Genomic DNA, 16,041 nt, shown 5'->3' on the forward strand with positions numbered 1-16,041 from the left:
CCCGCAACGCCGGCGGAGCGTGCGGCGCTTGACGGTCAAGGTTCATCGCGAATGGCGGTATTGCAGCAGTTCGGCCACGACATCTGGATTGCCGGGGGACCGAACCTTGCGGTCGCCGGGTTTCACTATCCGACCCGGATGGCCGTCGTCAGATTATCGGACGGCGGCCTTTTCATCTGGTCGCCGGTCCGGTGGACGGAGGAATTGCAGGCCGGCGTGGCGGCGCTCGGTCAGGTCAGGCACATCGTGGCCCCCAACTCGCTGCACCATCTGTTCCTCGCCGAGTGGAAGCAGGCCTGTCCGGCCGCTGTGCTCCACGCCCCGCCGGGCCTGCGCAAGCGGCGCCGTGACCTCGGCTTCGATGCCGATCTCGCGGACGCGCCGAGCCTCGACTGGGCCGGCCAGATCGATCAGGTGGTGATGCGCGGCAACCTGATCACCACGGAGGTGGTGTTCTTCCATGTCGAAAGCGGCACCGTGCTGTTCACCGACTTGCTGCAGCAGATCCCTCCCGACCTGGTCTCCGGCTGGCGGGCGACGATCGCGAAACTCGACCTGATGGTCGGGCCGGAGCCGTCGGTGCCGCGCAAGTTCCGCGTAGCCTTCACGGGCCGCCGCGCCGCGCGTGCGGCCTTGCAAAGGATTCTGGCGTGGCCCGCCGAAAAGGTGCTGATGGCCCACGGAACGCCAGTCGAAAGGGATGCGCCGGCATTCTTGCGCCGCGCGTTCGCGTGGCTCTCGGCGTGATGATTTCATCGCGGATGCGGCGTCGTTGCGGATCGTCAGCCTGAGCGGAAATGCCGCGGCGAATGCCGCGTTTCGCGCCGGATCAGCCGGCGGAGGGTCGATGGCTCGGAATATCCAACCTTGCCCGCGATCTCTTCGACCGACAGGCGCGTGGTCTCGAGCAGCGACCGCGCCGTCTCGATCCTGATGCGTTGCACGAATTGAATGGGCGACACGCCGCAGATCGCCTCGAGCCGTCTGGCAAATGTCCGCGGCGCCAACGCCACCGCGGCGGCGACGTCCCCGATCGTGAAGTCGCGCGCGATGTTGCTGCGCACCCATTTCTCGGCCCTGGCGACCTTGGGGTCCTGGCTGGCAAGATAATTGATCGCCATGAAGGGCGCCTGAGAATGCCGCTCGCCAAGCAGCAGGTAATTGGCGCAGCCCTTGGCGAGCGCCGGGCCGCCGAAACGCGTGACCACCGCAAGCATCAGGTCCATCTGCGCCATCGCCGCGCCGGCGGTTGCGATCGGCCAGTCGGCGACCACCATCCGCTCGGTCATCAGCTCGACATTCGGATAGCGTTGCCGAAACAGCGGCGCGAACCACCATGTCGTCGTCGCGCGCTTGCCGTCGAGCAGGCCGGTCTCCGCCAGCAGGAAACTGCTGGCGCAGGACGCGGCGAGCATCGCGCCGTTCGCGAACGCCGTGACCAGCATGTCGCGGGCGTGCCGACATGCCGGTGTCGCGAGCTTCCGCTCCAGTTCGCCGGCCGATGCCGGGCCGAGCCCGGGAACGATGACGAGGTCGGCGCCGCGCAATCGGCCGGCGTGCCGCCTCGGCCCATAGCGCAGCGTCGTCACCTCGAAGCGCGCGTGCTTCGTCGTGCTGATCCGGTTGGCGATGGCCAGCACGTCGTGGGTGATGGCGGCCGCCGACGCGAGGCAGCCGTCGATCTCGACAACCGCGACCTTGGTCATGTCATAAAATCCGCGATCAATGTCGTTTTTGACACTAGCTGCCCGGCCGGAAAATCGCAACTCTGACGCCAAGACGCTGCCGATCTCGATCAGGAGGACCGCCGATGCCGAACCGGCCGATGACCCAGGACGATCCGCTCGAGGATTTCGAGCGCCGCCAGATTACCCTCGAAGGGGTTGGTAAAACCGTCCATGTTGGCGGCGGAGGTCCTGCGGTGATCGTGATGGCGGAGATGCCGGGCATCAGCCCGCATGTGGCGCGCTTCGCCCGCTGGGTTCGCGATGCCGGCTTCACCGTCTATATGCCGTCGCTGTTCGGCCGTGACGGCGCTGTCGCGAGCGCGGAGGAGGGCGCCGCGGTGTTTCAGCGCGCCTGCGTCAGTGCGGAGTTTCGTGCGATGGCCGCAAACCAGTCCAGTCCCGTGACGCAATGGCTGCGCGCGCTGGCGCGATTTGCCCATGGCGAATGCGGCGGTCCCGGTGTCGGGGCCATCGGGATGTGCTTTACCGGCAATTTCGCGCTCGCCATGATGCTGGAACCGTCGATGCTGGCGCCGGTGCTTTCGCAGCCGTCATTGCCATTGAACGATCCGGCGGGCATCGAGATCGCGCCGGAGCAAGTCAAGGCGGTGCGCGAGCGGCTGGAGCGCGAAGACCTGACCGTGCTGGCCTATCGCTTTGAGGGTGACAAGTTCTGCATGGCGCAGCGCTTTGCGGCCTATCGCGAGGCGCTCGGCGACCGATTCATCGGGCGGGTGCTTCCCGACAGCGCGGCGAACCGCGATGTGCCGCCGTTCTTCCGGAATTTCGTCACGACACCGCACAGCGTCGTGACGGTGCATCTGATCGACGAGGCGGGTCAGCCGACCATCGCGGCTCGCGATGAGATCCTGGCGTTTTTCAGGCAGCGGCTGTCACCCGTGAGCGGATGAGCCCGGCCGATCGAAATAGGCGAATGCGGCGCTCGTCAGGCTGCCGAGCAGGGACCAGAACACCAGACTGGTCAGCGTGACGGCGACCACGAACTGATGCGACAGGGACGAAGGCACGTTGGTCTCGACATGCTCCAGTTCGGGCGCGCCGATCAGATGCGGCAGCATGATCAGGACCACACCGGCGATGGCGGCCGGCATCGAGCGCCGGAACACGATCAGCCCGAGGCCGGCTGCGGTCGCCAGCACCGCCGTCACCCACCAGATCTGGCGCGACAGCAATGGAGCGGCGGGGACCCCCGGCAATTCAGGCGGCAGTCCGAGGCCCGGAGCAATGGTGAAGACGGCGAAACCGGCAAGGCCCCACATCAAGCCTTCATGCCACGAGATCTGCTCGCCGGTTGCGCCGCTGCGAACCGCGAGAAAGCCGCAGAGCAGAAGCGCAAAGCCGATCGCGGTCAGGATGTTTGCCCCCGCCGTATAGACGTTGCGTTCCAAACCGTCGCGCGGCTCCCAGGCCTCCGCGCCATGATCATGATCCGCATGATCATGGACGAGGATCGCCTGCGGTGGCGCCGAGGCCTCGTGCTTGTGCGCGGCCGCCTTCTCATAGACCTCGGCCCTGAGGATCAGGGGAACGGTGCCGAACTGCTGGACCGCGGTGACGATCAGGCCGACGATGAATCCGGCAATGACCGACGAGAAGACGATCGAGCGAAACGTGCTCATGCAAAGGCGGTCAGTGGCAGGGGAAGGCGTTGGAATGGCGCACGTCATGCGCGGCGTTGTGGATCACGTCGATGTGCGAGAAGCCGACCACGCCGACGATGAACAGGCCGAGCGTCATAGCCATCAACGACTGTGCAAGCCGTCCGACCTGCCGGGTAGCGATCGGCAGCGTGACCTGAGCTTGAGTAACCTGGGTTTGCGCGGTCTGGGACTGGCTCATGGTCGTTCTCCACATTCGATTTGATCGGCTTCTAGCAGCTTTCGGGTGATGTCGCGACTGGTAAGATGCAAATTTGTTCCAAGGGGAATGCGCTTGCGCTCGATCTTGGCGCGTGCGGCTGCCTTGAAAGCTTGTTCAAACCGCCTGAAATAGGCGAGACATGCGTCGACCGTCGGATCGGTGCCAAGCAGCGTGCGAAAGGCGCCCCGATGCACCGCGCAGATGGCGTTGTGCTCCGGCACGGGAAAGACCAGCGAGGCGATGTCGGCGCGCCAGTGCGCGTCACAGCTCGAGGTGCCGTCGCCGGCAGGGGCTCGGTCAGCGTCGGATGGTGAATTCATCCGGACCTCGCCGCGATTCCCACTTGGCCTGTTCGAGCTCCGGACGGTCGCATTCGGTCTGGGGGTAACCGATGCAGAGATAGCCGATAAATTTCCAGGAGGCCGGGATTTCCAGAACGCCATGAATGCGTTCCGGATTGAGGATCGACACCCAGCCGATGCCGATGCCTTCGGCGCGCGCGGCAAGCCACATCGAGCAGATCGCGGCCACCACGGAATATTCCGACGTCTCCGGCATCGTCGCGCGGCCGAGACCGGCGCCGATCCGGTCGGTCTTGTCGGCGAACACGGCGAGATGGCCCGGCGCCTCCTCGAGGCCTGATAATTTCAATGCGGCATATTTTGCGGCGCGCTCGCCCGAATAGGACCGCAACGCATCGGCGTTGCAGGCCTTGAAGTCGTCGAGGACAGCGCGGCGTCGTGCCTCGTCGTCGACAATGACGAACCGCCAGGGCTGGCTCAGGCCGACCGAAGGCGACAGGCAGGCGATCTCGATCAGCCGCTCGATCGTGTTATCTGGCAGCGGATCGGCCCGGAACCGCCGCACGTCCCGCCGCCACACGAACAGCTCGTGCAGTTGGCGGCGAAACGTATCGTCGAATGAGACCATCGTGGGGCCTTTGGCAGGATCGATCTCGGACTTCATTTAAGCTTCATCGGCAGGCCCGCAACGACGAACTCGACCTCGTCGGCGATGCCGGCGATAGTCTGGTTCATGATTCCTGCGGCGTCGCGGAAAGTCCGCGCCAATGCGTTGTCCGGCACGATGCCGAGACCGACCTCGTTGGTGACCAGGATGACCGGGCCGTGCTGGCGCGACAGCGCATCCGCCAGACGCGTCACTTCCTGCGACCAGTCGCGCCCGGCATGCAGCAGATTGGATAACCAGAGCGTCAGGCAATCGACCAGCCTCGCGCCGCCGCCATCGGTCTCGGACAGCACTTCAACGAGATCAAGCGGCACCTCGCGCTCGATCCAGTCGTTGCCGCGCCGCGCGCGATGTTTGGCGATCCGCTCATCCATTTCCGCGTCGAGCGCTTCGGCGGTCGCGATATAGACCGGTTGCCCCGCAAAGTTGCGCGCACGAAGTTCGGCGCGCCGGCTTTTGCCGGACCGGGCTCCCCCCGTGATCAGAATAACGGCCATATCATCTCCTGTGCGACCGGTACGCACGTCGTTCACAAACGCTCTAACCACCAATCGCGGAGAAAGACAAAGCCGAAATCCGTCACGGAGGGCTTGCGCTCGGCCGATGTCTTGCGCATCAGGGGGACCGCGGCGAGGAGAGGGTTATCGTGGGTTTTGCGGGAGCGATGGCGGTGGCGATGGCGGTGGATGCCCTGATCGGCTGGCCGGAGTGGCTGTTTGCCCGCATCGGCCATCCCGTGACATGGCTCGGCCGGCTGATCCATCTTGTCGATAGCGCCTGGAACCGCGCCTCCGATCCGCCGGCGTTTCGGCGTTTGGCTGGCGTCGCGGGCGCGATCTCGGTGATCGCGCTGGTGGTGGCGCTCGGTTGGGCCGTTCAGTTCGTGCTCGCATCCGGATGGGTTCGCGTTGTCCTTGTTGGTGTCCTGGCATGGCCGCTGGTTGCCGTGCGCTCGCTGCATGACCATGTCGCCGCGGTGGCAAATCCTTTGGCATCCGGCGACATCACGGCCGCACGTTTGGCGGTCGCGCAGATTGTCGGGCGTGATCCGGCTACGCTCGACGATTCCGGCATCGCGCGCGCCACCATCGAGAGCCTTGCCGAGAATGCATCCGACGGCATCGTGGCGCCAGTGTTGTGGGGCGCGCTGTTCGGCCTGCCGGGGATCCTTGGCTATAAGGCGATCAACACGCTGGACTCGATGATCGGCCACCGCACCGAGCGGCACGAAGCCTTTGGCTGGGCAGCCGCCCGGATCGACGATCTCGCCAATCTCGTTCCTGCACGGCTGACCGGGCTTCTGTTCGTGCTGCTCGCGCCGAACCGTTCGCAGGCGTGGTCATGCATGTTGCGCGATGCGCATCGCCATCGCTCGCCGAATGCCGGCTGGCCGGAAGCCGCGATGGCCGGCGCGCTCGGCGTCCGGCTCAGCGGTCCCCGCATCTATCACGGTCACATCGCCGATGAGCCGTGGCTGAACGAGGGGGCGCGCGATCCGGCTGCCGCTGACGTCCTCACCGGGCTGAAGCTCTATCGCTACGCCATGGTGCTGTTGGCTGCGGCGTTCGTCGCCCTGGCGCTGGCGTGAAGGAGCGGCGCATGCGTGAGCACGGCGGGAATCTTGATGTCGCCCAGCAACGCTTCGGCGGCGCCGCGGACGACTGGATCGACCTGTCGACCGGGATCAATCGGGCGCCGTATCCCCTGGTCGATGTCGAGCCGCGGCACTGGAGCGCGTTGCCGTCGCGATCCGATCTTGAATCGCTCCACGACGCCGCGCGGCAAGCCTATGCCACCGACGCGCCGATGGTGGCGATGGGTGGTGCGCAGGCCGCCATTCAGTTGCTGCCGCATCTGGCGCTCAAGGGGCGGGCGCGGATCCTGGCGCCGACCTACAATGAGTATGCCGCGGTGTTGTCGGCCGCCGGCTGGGACGTCGCCGAGGTGTCCGATCTCACCGCGCTCGCGGGAGCGGACATTGCGATCGTCGTCAATCCGAACAATCCCGATGGACGGCGCCATGATCGGCAGGAATTGCTGGCACTGCTGCCGCGCGTTGGCCGGCTCGTCATCGACGAGAGTTTTGCGGACGCCGTTCCTGACCTGTCCCTTGCACCGGAAGCAGGACGCGCCGGGCTCCTGATCCTGCGCTCATTTGGCAAGTTTTACGGACTTGCCGGCCTGCGGCTCGGCTTCGCTGTCGGCAGCGAGGCTGATATCGCCGCGCTTGCCGCGATGGCGGGCCCATGGCCGGTTTCGGGCGCCGCGATTGCGATCGGACGGCGCGCGTTGCTCGATCGCGACTGGGCAGAGGCGACAGCCGCGCGGCTCGCGGACGACTGCGTCAGGCTCGACGCGGCGGCGCGATCACGGGGCTGGACGCTGCTCGGCGGCACGCCGCTGTTCCGGCTTTATGAGGTCGGCGATGCGCTGGCCGCGCAGGAGAAGCTTGCCCGCGGCCAGATCTGGTCGCGGGTCTTCCGGCAAAAGCCGGGATGGCTGCGGCTCGGCTTGCCGGGCAGCGAGGCCGATTGGTCGCGCCTTTCCGCGGTGCTATCCGTTTAACGCGCCAGCGCAAGCAAACCTTCGACATCGAGATGGGTCTCGATGTGCTCGGCAAGCGCATCGAGTGCGCTCTCGACCCTGGCGCCATAAGGCTGATCCGCCGCCGCGATGTCGAGTTGCGCAAGGTAAGCCTTGCGAAATCCGTCTGAGGCGAATAGGCCGTGCAGATAGCTGCCGTGAACGCGCCTGTTGGCCGAAACCGCCCCTTCAGCTGCACCATCAAGCAACGCAAAAGGCCGCGCGCGATCCGGGCCGTCGGTGCGCCCGATATGGATTTCGTAGGCCGTGATCGGTTGATGGGTCGCTTCATGCACCGCACTGACGCGCGTCAGCGTCTTCTGTTCGGTCATCGTGGTCGTGACATCGAGCAGCCCGAGGCCGCGCGTTTCGCCGGCGGGCCCCTCGATCCCATCGGGATCGGCGACGGTGTGCCCGAGCATCTGGTAGCCGCCGCACAGGCCGAGGACATGGCCGCCGCGGCGATGATGCGCGAGGAGATCGATGTCCCAGCCCTGCGCGCGCAGGAAGGCGAGGTCGCCGCGGGTCGATTTCGAGCCGGGCAGGATGACGAGCTTTGCATCACCCGGGATGGCTTCGCCCGGACGTACCATCACGAGATCGACGCCGGGCTCGAGCTTCAGGGGATCGAGGTCGTCGAAATTGGCGATCCGCGACAACGCAAGGAACGCGATCTTGCACTGACCGGGCTTGCGCGCCTCGCCGAGCCCGAGCGCATCTTCCGCCGGAAGCTCGCCGGCGCGGACGAACCAGGGCAGCACGCCAAAGCCGCGCCACGCCGTGCGCTCTTCGATCAGCCGGTAGCCGTCATCGAACAATGTCGGATCGCCGCGGAATTTGTTGATGACAAAGCCCCGGATCATCGCGGCATCGTCAGGGGCGATCACCGTCTTGATGCCGACGAGCTGAGCGATCACGCCGCCACGGTCGATGTCGCCGACCAGCACTACGGGCACGTCAGCCCGGCGTGCAAAGCCCATATTGGCGATGTCGGCTTTGCGTAAGTTGACCTCGGCGGGGCTGCCGGCGCCCTCGACCAGCACCAGATCGGCGCGCGCCTTCAGGCGTGCAAAACTCTTCAGCACCGCGCCCATCAATGATGGTTTCATGCCGGCATATTCGCGCGCGCGTGCGGTCGCGATCCGTTTGCCGTGCACGATGATCTGGGCGCCGACATCGGTCTCGGGCTTGAGCAGCACCGGGTTCATGTCGGTGTGCGGCTCGACGCCGGCGGCCAGCGCCTGCAACGCCTGCGCACGTCCGATCTCGCCGCCGTCGACGGTCACGGCGGCGTTGTTCGACATGTTCTGCGGTTTGAACGGCAGCACGCGCAGGCCGCGTCGTCTGGCGGCGCGCGCGAGGCCGGCGACGATCAGCGATTTGCCCACGTCCGAGCCGGCTCCCTGGATCATCAATGCGCGCGCCATGGTGCTGTCTGTCAGAACTCGACGCCCGGCTGTGCCTTGATGCCGGAGCGGAACGGATGTTTCACCAGCGTCATCTCGGTGACGAGGTCGGCAATCTCGATCAATTCCTCCTTGGCATTGCGCCCGGTGAGCACGACATGGGTCATCGGCGGCTTCGACGTGGTCAGGAAGTCGACGACATCGGCGATCGCGAGGTAATCGTAGCGTAGCGCGATGTTGATCTCGTCGAGCACGACCATGCGCAGGCTCGGGTCTGCGATCAGCTGCTTGGCCTTTTCCCAGCCGGCTTGCGCTGCCGCGATGTCGCGGGCGCGATCCTGCGTCTCCCAGGTAAAGCCTTCGCCCATCGCGTGGAATTGACAGAGATCGCCGAAATGCCCGGTGAGCAGGCGGCGCTCGCCGGTATCCCAGGCGCCCTTGATGAACTGCACCACGGCGCAGGGAAAGCCGTGCGCCACACAGCGCACGATCATGCCGAACGCGGAGGACGATTTTCCTTTGCCGGCGCCGGTATGAACGATGATCAGGCCCTTTTCGCCGCTCTTGGTCGCCATGATGCGGTCGCGGGCGGCCTTCTTTTTCGCCATCTTGTCCGCATGGCGCGCATCCAGCGAAGAATCGGTGCCGACGGCGCCGTCTTCAGCTTCGTTTCCATCAGAAGTCATCACGTTCCTTCGGCTTGACAAGTGCGAGGCTTGGACGAATGGTGGGTCTGCGTTGGTTCCTGTCCTACGACAGGCGAAGAGGGAATGCGATAGGGCTATGACCGCAAGGTTCGCCCGAAGCGCAGCCGCCCCCGCGACCGTGACCGGAGAGATGCCCAAGCCACTGATTCCCTACGGAGTCGGGAAGGTGGGCATCGAAGGGTAAAACCTGCTCCGCAAGCCGGGAGACCTGCCAACGCAGCATGTTGTGAGACCGGCGGACGGGGTGTTCCGCGACGGGGAACGAACCTGTCCAAAATCGGTTCGTGTGCCTCATCGCTTCCCGCTGTCAATCCAGGAAGGGCGATGAGCGTTACACTTCATGTCTGCATCACTTGCCGCGCCGGCCAGACGCCGGCGGAAGGCGAGCTCGCGCCCGGTGCGCGCCTGCATGCCGCGCTCGTTGAGGCTGGCGTGCCCGATGACGTCAATCTGGTTCCCGTCGCATGCCTGTCGGCCTGCAGCCAGGGTTGCTCGGTCGCGCTCAGCGCGCCGGGGCGATGGTCCTATGTCTACGGCCGACTGTCCGCTGACAATGCCGCGGATGTGATCGCCGGTGCGTCGGCCTATGCGGCGGCGCCTGACGGCATCGTGCCGTGGCGCAGCCGTCCGGAAATCTTCCGCAAGCAATCGCTCGCCCGCATTCCACCTCTTCCCGTCGTGCCGGAGGCCGCAGAATGACCACGCTCGCCAAAATTCCGGTCACCGTCGTGACCGGCTTTCTCGGCTCCGGCAAGACGACGCTGATCCAGCATCTGATCCGCAATGCCAACGGCAAGAAGCTCGCGGTGCTGGTCAACGAATTCGGCAGCGAAGGCGTCGACGGCGACATCCTGAAGTCGTGCGCCGACGCCAATTGTCCGGCCGAGAACATCGTCGAGCTCGCCAATGGCTGCATCTGCTGCACCGTCGCCGATGATTTCATCCCGGCGATGGAGCAGTTGCTGGCGCGGAACGTGAAGCCCGATCACATCGTGATCGAGACCTCAGGGCTCGCGCTGCCGAAGCCGCTGCTGAAAGCGTTCGACTGGCCGGAGATCCGCTCGCGGATCACGGTCGACGGCGTGATCGCACTGGCCGACGCCGAGGCTGTCGCCGCCGGCCGTTTTGCGCCTGATCCGGCGGCGGTGGATGCGCAGCGCGCGGCCGATGAGAATCTCGACCACGAGACGCCGCTGTCGGAAGTGTTCGAGGACCAGATCGCCTGTGCCGATCTCGTGCTGCTGACCAAGGCCGACCTTGCCGGGGCGGAGGGGATCAAGGCAGCGAAAGAGGTGATTGCGGCCGAGATGCCGCGCGAGGTGCCGATGCTGCCCGTCGTCGACGGCACGATCGACGCGCGCGTGATCCTCGGGCTCGAGGCGGCGGCGGAAAACGATCTCGCGTCGCGGCCGTCGCATCACGATGGCGAGGAGGAACACGAGCACGACGATTTCAATTCCGTCGTGATCGATCTTCCGGAGGTTTCGGATGTCGACGCGCTGATCGCCTCGATCAAGGGACTGGCGCGCGAGCAGAACGTGCTGCGCGCCAAGGGCTACATCGCGGTCGAGGGCAAGCCGATGCGGCTGCTGGTGCAATCGGTCGGCGAGCGGGTGCGGCATCAGTTCGACATGCCCTGGGGCGCACGGGTGCGGCAGTCGAAGCTCGTCGTGATCGGCGAACATGCCGACATCGACGAAGCCGCGATCAGGGCACGGCTTGGTGTCTGATGCACGTCGTCTTCCGCGAGAGCCGCGGCCTTGAGGAGACCGCGACGCCAAGGGACCTCGGCCAGGATCCGGCCGATCTCGTGGTGTTGTCGTTTTCCGACAGCGATCTTGCTGCCTTCGCGGCCGGCTGGCGGCGCGGCCGCGCTGCGTTGCCGTCGCTGCGGCTCGGCAATCTCGCGGAGCTGCGCCATCCGCTGTCGGTGGATACCTATATCGAGCGGACGCTCTCGCACGCCCGCGGCATTCTGGTGCGGCTGATCGGCGGCGAGCCCTATTGGTCGTACGGGCTGGCCGCGGTGCATCGGCTGGCGAAGGAGCGCGGCATCGCCCTGGTGGTGCTGCCGGCCGATGGCCGCGACGATCTGCGGCTGGATGAATTCTCGACCTTGCCGGTCTCGACGCTGCGCCGTCTCAAGGTGCTGTGCGACAAGGGCGGCCCGGTTGCCGCGCAGGCCGTGATCGCGCAACTGGCGCTGGCGTCCGGACTCTATGCCGGGCCTGTGGTCGGCGAGATCGATCTTCCCGAGATCGGCGTCTACGATCCCCGGCGCGGTGCCATCGCGGCGTTGCCGGCACCGGACGGCCGGGCGCGCGTGCTGGTGACGTTTTATCGTTCTTATCTCGCGGCCGGTGACACGGCGCCGGTCGATGCACTGATCGATGCATTGCGTGAGAGGGGCTTTGATGCTCATGGCGTGTTCGTCACTTCGTTGAAGGCGGCGGGCGTGTCCGATTGGCTGCGCGTTCAGTTTGCGCAATGCGCTCCAGCGGCCATCGTCAATGCGACCGCGTTCTCCGCGGCCGGCGACGACGGCACGACGCCGTTCGACGCTGCATCGTGCCCGGTGTTCCAGGTCGCTTTGTCGACCGCGCGGCGCGAGGATTGGGCCGGATCGCTGCGCGGTCTGTCGCCTGGCGATCTCGCGATGCATGTGGTGCTGCCGGAGGTCGACGGCCGCCTGTTCACAGGCGTCGTGAGCTTCAAATCGCCTGGTGAGCGCGATCCCGAGCTGCAATTCGCGCATCTTGCGCATCGGCCGGATGCCGAGCGCGTCGCTGCAATTGCCGCACGCGTGGCCGCCTGGCATCGGCTTGCCGGCAAGCCGGAACAGGAGAAGCGGCTTGCGCTGGTGCTCTCGAACTATCCGGGCCGTCCGCATCAGATCGCGCATGCCGTCGGCCTCGATGCGCTTGCCTCGGTCGAGGCGTTGCTGACAGATCTCGCGGCCGCGGGATTTGACCTTGAGCCGGTGGAGTCGCTGGGCGACATTCTTTTGCGCAGGAATTTGACGTGGAAGGTCGCCGACTATCGCGCCGCGCTTTCCGGCCTTCCGCAACAACTGCAGGACGATCTCAGCCGCGCATGGGGCGCGCCGGAGGATGATCCCGATTGCCGTGACGGCGCATTTCATTTCGCGGCGATCTGCTGCGGCAAATCGGTCATTGCCGTTCAGCCGGAGCGCGGTGAGGTGGGGCAGCGCGACGCCGACTATCACGATCTGGCGCGCACGCCGCGTCACGCCTATGTCGCGTTCTATCTGTGGCTCAGGCGGCAAGGCATCGATGCCGTCGTCCACATCGGCGCGCATGGAACGCTGGAATGGCTACCGGGGAAGTCGGTTGCGCTGTCGTCCGCATGCTGGCCGGAGGCGCTGATCGGCGATCTGCCTGTTGTCTATCCCTTCATCGTCAACGATCCCGGCGAGGCCGCGCAGGCCAAGCGCCGGATCGGTGCCGTGACGATCGGACATCTGCCCCCGCCACTGGCACAGGCCGCAGTGCCGGAAGGCCTGCGCAGTCTCGAGCGCTTGCTCGATGAGTATTCGACTGCCGACGGCCTCGATCCGGCGCGGCGGCAGCGCCTGATCGCCGCGATTCGCGACGAAGCGCGCATCGCCGGGCTGGAAGACGATCTCGGTCTCGCCGAGTCGGTCTCCGCAGCCGAGGCCATTCCGCAGATCGATCGTTTCGTCTGCGACCTCAAGGAAAGCCAGTTCGGCGACGGCCTGCATATATTCGGGCAGGGCGCGTGCGGCGAAGCGGAGAGGGCGGCGCTGCGCGATGCGCTCGCGGGACGGCGCGTGGCGCCGGGGCCGTCGGGCTCGCCCTATCGCGGACGCCGCGACGTGCTGCCGACCGGACGCAATCTGTTTGCCGTCGATCCGCGCGCGGTGCCCACGCCGTCGGCGCATGCGCAGGGCGTGAAGCTCGCCGAAGAGCTGCTGCGCCGTCATTTGCAGGATGACGGCGACTGGCCGAAAGGACTCGTGGTCGACCTCTGGGGCTCGTCGACGATGCGCACCGCCGGCGAGGATTTTGCGATGGCCCTGCACCTCGCGGGCATCGCGCCGCGCTGGGATCATGGATCAGGCCGGGTGTCGGGCTACGACATCATCGCGCCGGCGGAGCTCGGCCGGCCGCGCATCGACGTCACGCTGCGCGTGTCGGGGCTGTTCCGCGACGTCTTTTCAGGGTTGGCCCAGTTGTTCGAAGCTGCAGCGGAGGCGTTGTCCGAACGCTGCGATGAGGCAGACGAGAATCCTTACCGGCAACGCATCTCGCGCGTGTTCGGTCCGCGCCCCGGACATTATGGCGTTGGCATCGCGTCGATGCCGGATGTCTTCACCAAGGAGGCGCGCGAGGCGGCCGGCGAAGCCTGGCTGTCGGCATCGTCGTGGGCTCTCGCATCCGACGGCGAGATGCGGCCCGATCGCGCCGGCATCGAGGCGCGGCTCGCGGCTGCGGACAGTTTTGTTCATACCCAGGATTTGCCGGAGACCGATCTGTTGCTGGCGGCGGACTATGCCGCGCACGAGGCGGGCATCGCGGCGGCGGCCCGGCGCCTTGGCACAAAAGTTCCGTCGCTCTATCACCTCGATGCGACGCGGCCGGATCAGCCGCATGCCCGCGCGTTGACCGAGGAAATCTCACGCGTGGTGCGGGCACGCGCGGCCAACCCTGCATGGATCGCCGGCATGATGCGCCATGGCTTCCGTGGTGCCGCCGAGATCTCGGCGACGCTGGAGCACATGGCGGCGTTCGCCCATCTCGCCGGCGCGGTGCCGGCGCATCTGTTCGATCTCTACTACGGAGCGACGCTCGGCAATGACGAGGTTCGCGGCTTCATGGCGCGCGAGAATCCGGCGGCGCTGGCGGCGATCGAAACCTGCTTCACGAGGTTGCATGAGGCGTCGCTGTGGCAAACGCGGCGCAATTCGATTGCGGCTGCGCTGCAGGAGGCCTCATGAGCGCGGTTGCGGTCAAGGGTTGGTGTCCCGGCGCGCTGCGGCCGATGCTATCAGGCGATGGCCTCGTGGTGCGCATTCGCCCGCGCGCCGGACGGCTCGACGCGGCGCAGGGTGCGGGAATCGCCGAGCTGGCGGCGCGATACGGCAACGGACTGATCGACTTGACCAGCCGCGCCAATCTCCAGATTCGCGGCGTCAGCGATGAAGCTTATCCGTCCCTGGTCGATGGGCTCGCTGAGCTCGGGTTGCTGGACACAGACTCGAATACCGAAGCGCAGCGCAACATTCTGGTGACGCCGTTCTGGACTGCCGCCGACGAGACGCGCTCGCTTGCGACCGAGCTTGAGCAGGTGCTTGCCAGTTCCTCGCTTGATCTTCCAACCAAGTTCGGCTTCGCAATCGATGATGGCGATGCGCGGATGCTGACTAGTGCGTCCGCCGACGTCAGGATCGAGCGCGATCGCGGCGGCGGACTGCTGGTGCGGGCCGATGGCGCACAGCGCGGGCTTTCGGTCACGCGGAGCGAGGCTGTGCAGGCGGCGCTGGCGCTGGCCGAGTGGTTCGTCGCTTCCGGCGGAGTCAGGGGTGAGAAAAAGCGGATGGCGGCTCATCTCGCCGGCGGTGCGAGCGTTCCGGAGACACTTCGCGGTGATGTCGAGCCCGTGGCTCGATCGGCGGACCCTGCGCCTGGCCTCTATCCGACGGGCGCGATGGTTGGCGTCGCCTTCGGGCAGATGCCGCACCAGACGCTCAGCGATCTTGCCGGGAGTGCACCAGCACTTCGCGTGACGCCGTGGCGGATGATGCTGGTGGAGGGGATGCGCGAGATGCCCCATGGGGCGGACCTCGTGACTGATGCCGGTGATCCCAGGCTGCGCGTGGTCGCCTGCAGTGGCGCACCGCGCTGCGGCGAGGCGCATGCCGATACGCGCGTGCTGGCGTCGGCGCTCGCGCGGCATATCCCACCCGATGCGCGGCTTCACGTCTCCGGCTGCGCCAAGGGCTGTGCCCATTCCGGTTCTGCGGATGTCACCCTCGTTGCGACAAACGACGGCTTTGACCTGATCCGCCGCGGCACGACGCGGGATGCGCCGGTCATCCGAGGGCTGACCAGTTCGTACCTCGTCGCAAATCCCTCCGTGCTGACGGGAGGCCATTGATGCCGCACGTCTACGAAACCGACGGCGCGACGATCTATCGCCAGTCCTTTGCCACCATCCGCTCCGAGGCCGACCTTGCCCGCTTCACACCAGACGAAGAGCCGGTGGTCGTGCGCATGATCCATGCCGCCGGCATGGTGGGCCTGGAAGCGCATGTGCGCTTCACATCAGGCATGGCTGCGTGCGCGCGAGCCGCCTTGCAGGAGGGCGCGCCGATCCTCTGCGACGCGCGCATGGTGTCGGAAGGAATTACGCGCGCGCGGCTGCCGGCCCGTAATGCGGTCATCTGCACGCTGGGCGATGTCAAGGTTCCCGCGCTTGCGCAATCGATGCGCAACACGCGCTCCGCGGCGGCGCTCGAGCTGTGGCGGCCGCATCTGGGCGGCGCCATCGTTGCGATCGGCAACGCGCCGACGGCGCTGTTCCATCTGCTCAACATGCTGGAGGATCCCGATTGCCCAAGGCCGGCGGCGATCATCGGCTGTCCGGTCGGCTTTGTCGGCGCGGCGGAATCCAAGGCGGCATTGATGGCTGAGCCCCCGGTGCCGGCGCTGACTGTCGAGGGACGGCTTGGTGGTTCGGCGATCACGGTTGCCGCCGTCAATGCGCTGGCGAGCCGGAGCGAATAGC

17 protein-coding genes and 1 riboswitch are annotated in these 16,041 nt (G+C 66.4%); of the genes, 9 read left to right on the forward strand and 8 right to left on the reverse strand.

Translation table 11 applies throughout. The features are described from left to right. Window positions 1-51 precede the first annotated feature (51 nt). A complete protein-coding gene (locus tag PMN64_RS11590; RefSeq protein WP_411780810.1) occupies window positions 52-747 on the forward strand; it encodes a DUF4336 domain-containing protein in 696 nt (231 codons plus the stop codon). A 35-nt stretch (window positions 748-782) separates the two neighbouring features. Here PMN64_RS11590 and PMN64_RS11595 read toward each other — a convergent pair whose 3' ends face one another. After that, complete coding sequence (locus PMN64_RS11595) at window positions 783-1,706, reverse strand: GlxA family transcriptional regulator (RefSeq protein ID WP_411780788.1); 924 nt, start codon at window positions 1,704-1,706, stop codon at window positions 783-785. A gap of 104 nt (window positions 1,707-1,810) precedes the next feature. Between PMN64_RS11595 and PMN64_RS11600 the strand changes: the two genes are divergently transcribed. Continuing rightward, window positions 1,811-2,638: a dienelactone hydrolase family protein gene (locus PMN64_RS11600; protein ID WP_411780789.1), complete on the forward strand. Its 828-nt coding sequence runs from the start codon at window positions 1,811-1,813 to the stop codon at window positions 2,636-2,638. On the opposite strand, the gene PMN64_RS11605 is transcribed toward PMN64_RS11600, so the two are convergent. The 5 genes from PMN64_RS11605 to cobU are packed head-to-tail and all read right to left on the reverse strand — an operon-like array spanning window position 2,621 to window position 5,074. Beyond that, a complete protein-coding gene (locus PMN64_RS11605) occupies window positions 2,621-3,367 on the reverse strand; it encodes a CbtA family protein (RefSeq protein ID WP_304499531.1) in 747 nt (248 codons plus the stop codon). The genes PMN64_RS11600 and PMN64_RS11605 overlap by 18 nt on opposite strands. A 10-nt stretch (window positions 3,368-3,377) precedes the next feature. Continuing rightward, the gene (locus PMN64_RS11610) at window positions 3,378-3,587 is read right to left on the reverse strand and encodes a CbtB domain-containing protein (protein WP_038376083.1); all 210 of its coding nucleotides are present in this window, start codon (window positions 3,585-3,587) and stop codon (window positions 3,378-3,380) included. Further along, on the reverse strand, window positions 3,584-3,928 hold the full coding sequence (locus PMN64_RS11615) for a hypothetical protein (protein WP_411780790.1): 345 nt from the start codon (window positions 3,926-3,928) through the stop codon (window positions 3,584-3,586). Before PMN64_RS11615 ends, PMN64_RS11610 begins: the two co-directional genes overlap by 4 nt. After that, window positions 3,906-4,538 carry a 5,6-dimethylbenzimidazole synthase gene (gene bluB / locus PMN64_RS11620; RefSeq protein ID WP_411780811.1) on the reverse strand — a complete coding sequence of 211 codons (633 nt, stop codon included), beginning with the start codon at window positions 4,536-4,538 and terminating at the stop codon, window positions 3,906-3,908. The genes PMN64_RS11615 and bluB overlap by 23 nt, the downstream gene beginning before the upstream one ends. A 32-nt stretch (window positions 4,539-4,570) precedes the next feature. Then, window positions 4,571-5,074, reverse strand: coding sequence for a bifunctional adenosylcobinamide kinase/adenosylcobinamide-phosphate guanylyltransferase (gene cobU, locus PMN64_RS11625; RefSeq protein ID WP_028345177.1), 504 nt, complete (start codon window positions 5,072-5,074; stop codon window positions 4,571-4,573). Window positions 5,075-5,223: 149 nt separating this feature from the next. Between cobU and cbiB the strand changes: the two genes are divergently transcribed. Further along, window positions 5,224-6,165, forward strand: a complete 942-nt coding sequence (gene cbiB, locus PMN64_RS11630) for an adenosylcobinamide-phosphate synthase CbiB (RefSeq protein ID WP_411780791.1) — start codon at window positions 5,224-5,226, stop codon at window positions 6,163-6,165. Window positions 6,166-6,176: 11 nt separating this feature from the next. Beyond that, a complete protein-coding gene (cobD, locus tag PMN64_RS11635; protein WP_411780792.1) occupies window positions 6,177-7,142 on the forward strand; it encodes a threonine-phosphate decarboxylase CobD in 966 nt (321 codons plus the stop codon). Here the strand turns inward: cobD and PMN64_RS11640 are convergent. Together PMN64_RS11640 and cobO are read right to left on the reverse strand one after the other, a co-directional pair. After that, complete coding sequence (locus PMN64_RS11640; RefSeq protein WP_411780793.1) at window positions 7,139-8,587, reverse strand: cobyric acid synthase; 1,449 nt, start codon at window positions 8,585-8,587, stop codon at window positions 7,139-7,141. The two genes, cobD and PMN64_RS11640, sit on opposite strands and share 4 nt — an antisense overlap. Before the next feature lie 11 nt (window positions 8,588-8,598). After that, window positions 8,599-9,252: a cob(I)yrinic acid a,c-diamide adenosyltransferase gene (gene cobO / locus PMN64_RS11645; protein WP_411780794.1), complete on the reverse strand. Its 654-nt coding sequence runs from the start codon at window positions 9,250-9,252 to the stop codon at window positions 8,599-8,601. Window positions 9,253-9,288: 36 nt separating this feature from the next. Beyond that, a riboswitch (cobalamin riboswitch) is annotated at window positions 9,289-9,504 on the forward strand. Window positions 9,505-9,597: 93 nt separating this feature from the next. Between cobO and PMN64_RS11650 the strand changes: the two genes are divergently transcribed. The 5 genes from PMN64_RS11650 to PMN64_RS11670 are packed head-to-tail and all read left to right on the forward strand — an operon-like array spanning window position 9,598 to window position 16,040. Further along, on the forward strand, window positions 9,598-9,972 hold the full coding sequence (locus PMN64_RS11650) for a DUF1636 family protein (protein WP_028331460.1): 375 nt from the start codon (window positions 9,598-9,600) through the stop codon (window positions 9,970-9,972). Next, window positions 9,969-11,003, forward strand: coding sequence for a cobalamin biosynthesis protein CobW (cobW, locus tag PMN64_RS11655; RefSeq protein ID WP_028345172.1), 1,035 nt, complete (start codon window positions 9,969-9,971; stop codon window positions 11,001-11,003). Before PMN64_RS11650 ends, cobW begins: the two co-directional genes overlap by 4 nt. Beyond that, window positions 11,003-14,251 carry a cobaltochelatase subunit CobN gene (gene cobN, locus PMN64_RS11660; protein ID WP_411780795.1) on the forward strand — a complete coding sequence of 1,083 codons (3,249 nt, stop codon included), beginning with the start codon at window positions 11,003-11,005 and terminating at the stop codon, window positions 14,249-14,251. Before cobW ends, cobN begins: the two co-directional genes overlap by 1 nt. After that, window positions 14,248-15,411, forward strand: coding sequence for a precorrin-3B synthase (gene cobG, locus PMN64_RS11665; protein WP_411780796.1), 1,164 nt, complete (start codon window positions 14,248-14,250; stop codon window positions 15,409-15,411). The genes cobN and cobG overlap by 4 nt, the downstream gene beginning before the upstream one ends. Then, complete coding sequence (locus PMN64_RS11670) at window positions 15,411-16,040, forward strand: precorrin-8X methylmutase (protein WP_411780797.1); 630 nt, start codon at window positions 15,411-15,413, stop codon at window positions 16,038-16,040. The genes cobG and PMN64_RS11670 overlap by 1 nt, the downstream gene beginning before the upstream one ends. Window position 16,041 lies beyond the last annotated feature (1 nt).

Origin of the sequence: Bradyrhizobium sp. UFLA01-814 (genome assembly GCF_046718885.1) — a bacterium.
GTDB classification, from domain to species: Bacteria; Pseudomonadota; Alphaproteobacteria; order Rhizobiales; family Xanthobacteraceae; genus Bradyrhizobium; species Bradyrhizobium elkanii.

Excerpts from the sequence above, each read along its gene's own strand:
- PMN64_RS11590 (WP_411780810.1), top strand. The coding sequence starts at position 52 with ATGGCGGTATTGCAGCAGTTCGGCCACGACATCTGGATTGCCGGGGGA.
- PMN64_RS11595 (WP_411780788.1), bottom strand. The coding sequence starts at position 1,706 with ATGACCAAGGTCGCGGTTGTCGAGATCGACGGCTGCCTCGCGTCGGCG.
- PMN64_RS11600 (WP_411780789.1), top strand. The coding sequence starts at position 1,811 with ATGCCGAACCGGCCGATGACCCAGGACGATCCGCTCGAGGATTTCGAG.
- PMN64_RS11605 (WP_304499531.1), bottom strand. The coding sequence starts at position 3,367 with ATGAGCACGTTTCGCTCGATCGTCTTCTCGTCGGTCATTGCCGGATTC.
- PMN64_RS11610 (WP_038376083.1), bottom strand. The coding sequence starts at position 3,587 with ATGAGCCAGTCCCAGACCGCGCAAACCCAGGTTACTCAAGCTCAGGTC.
- PMN64_RS11615 (WP_411780790.1), bottom strand. The coding sequence starts at position 3,928 with ATGAATTCACCATCCGACGCTGACCGAGCCCCTGCCGGCGACGGCACC.
- bluB (WP_411780811.1), bottom strand. The coding sequence starts at position 4,538 with ATGGTCTCATTCGACGATACGTTTCGCCGCCAACTGCACGAGCTGTTC.
- cobU (WP_028345177.1), bottom strand. The coding sequence starts at position 5,074 with ATGGCCGTTATTCTGATCACGGGGGGAGCCCGGTCCGGCAAAAGCCGG.
- cobD (WP_411780792.1), top strand. The coding sequence starts at position 6,177 with ATGCGTGAGCACGGCGGGAATCTTGATGTCGCCCAGCAACGCTTCGGC.
- PMN64_RS11640 (WP_411780793.1), bottom strand. The coding sequence starts at position 8,587 with ATGGCGCGCGCATTGATGATCCAGGGAGCCGGCTCGGACGTGGGCAAA.
- cobO (WP_411780794.1), bottom strand. The coding sequence starts at position 9,252 with ATGACTTCTGATGGAAACGAAGCTGAAGACGGCGCCGTCGGCACCGAT.
- PMN64_RS11650 (WP_028331460.1), top strand. The coding sequence starts at position 9,598 with ATGAGCGTTACACTTCATGTCTGCATCACTTGCCGCGCCGGCCAGACG.
- cobW (WP_028345172.1), top strand. The coding sequence starts at position 9,969 with ATGACCACGCTCGCCAAAATTCCGGTCACCGTCGTGACCGGCTTTCTC.
- cobN (WP_411780795.1), top strand. The coding sequence starts at position 11,003 with ATGCACGTCGTCTTCCGCGAGAGCCGCGGCCTTGAGGAGACCGCGACG.
- cobG (WP_411780796.1), top strand. The coding sequence starts at position 14,248 with ATGAGCGCGGTTGCGGTCAAGGGTTGGTGTCCCGGCGCGCTGCGGCCG.
- PMN64_RS11670 (WP_411780797.1), top strand. The coding sequence starts at position 15,411 with ATGCCGCACGTCTACGAAACCGACGGCGCGACGATCTATCGCCAGTCC.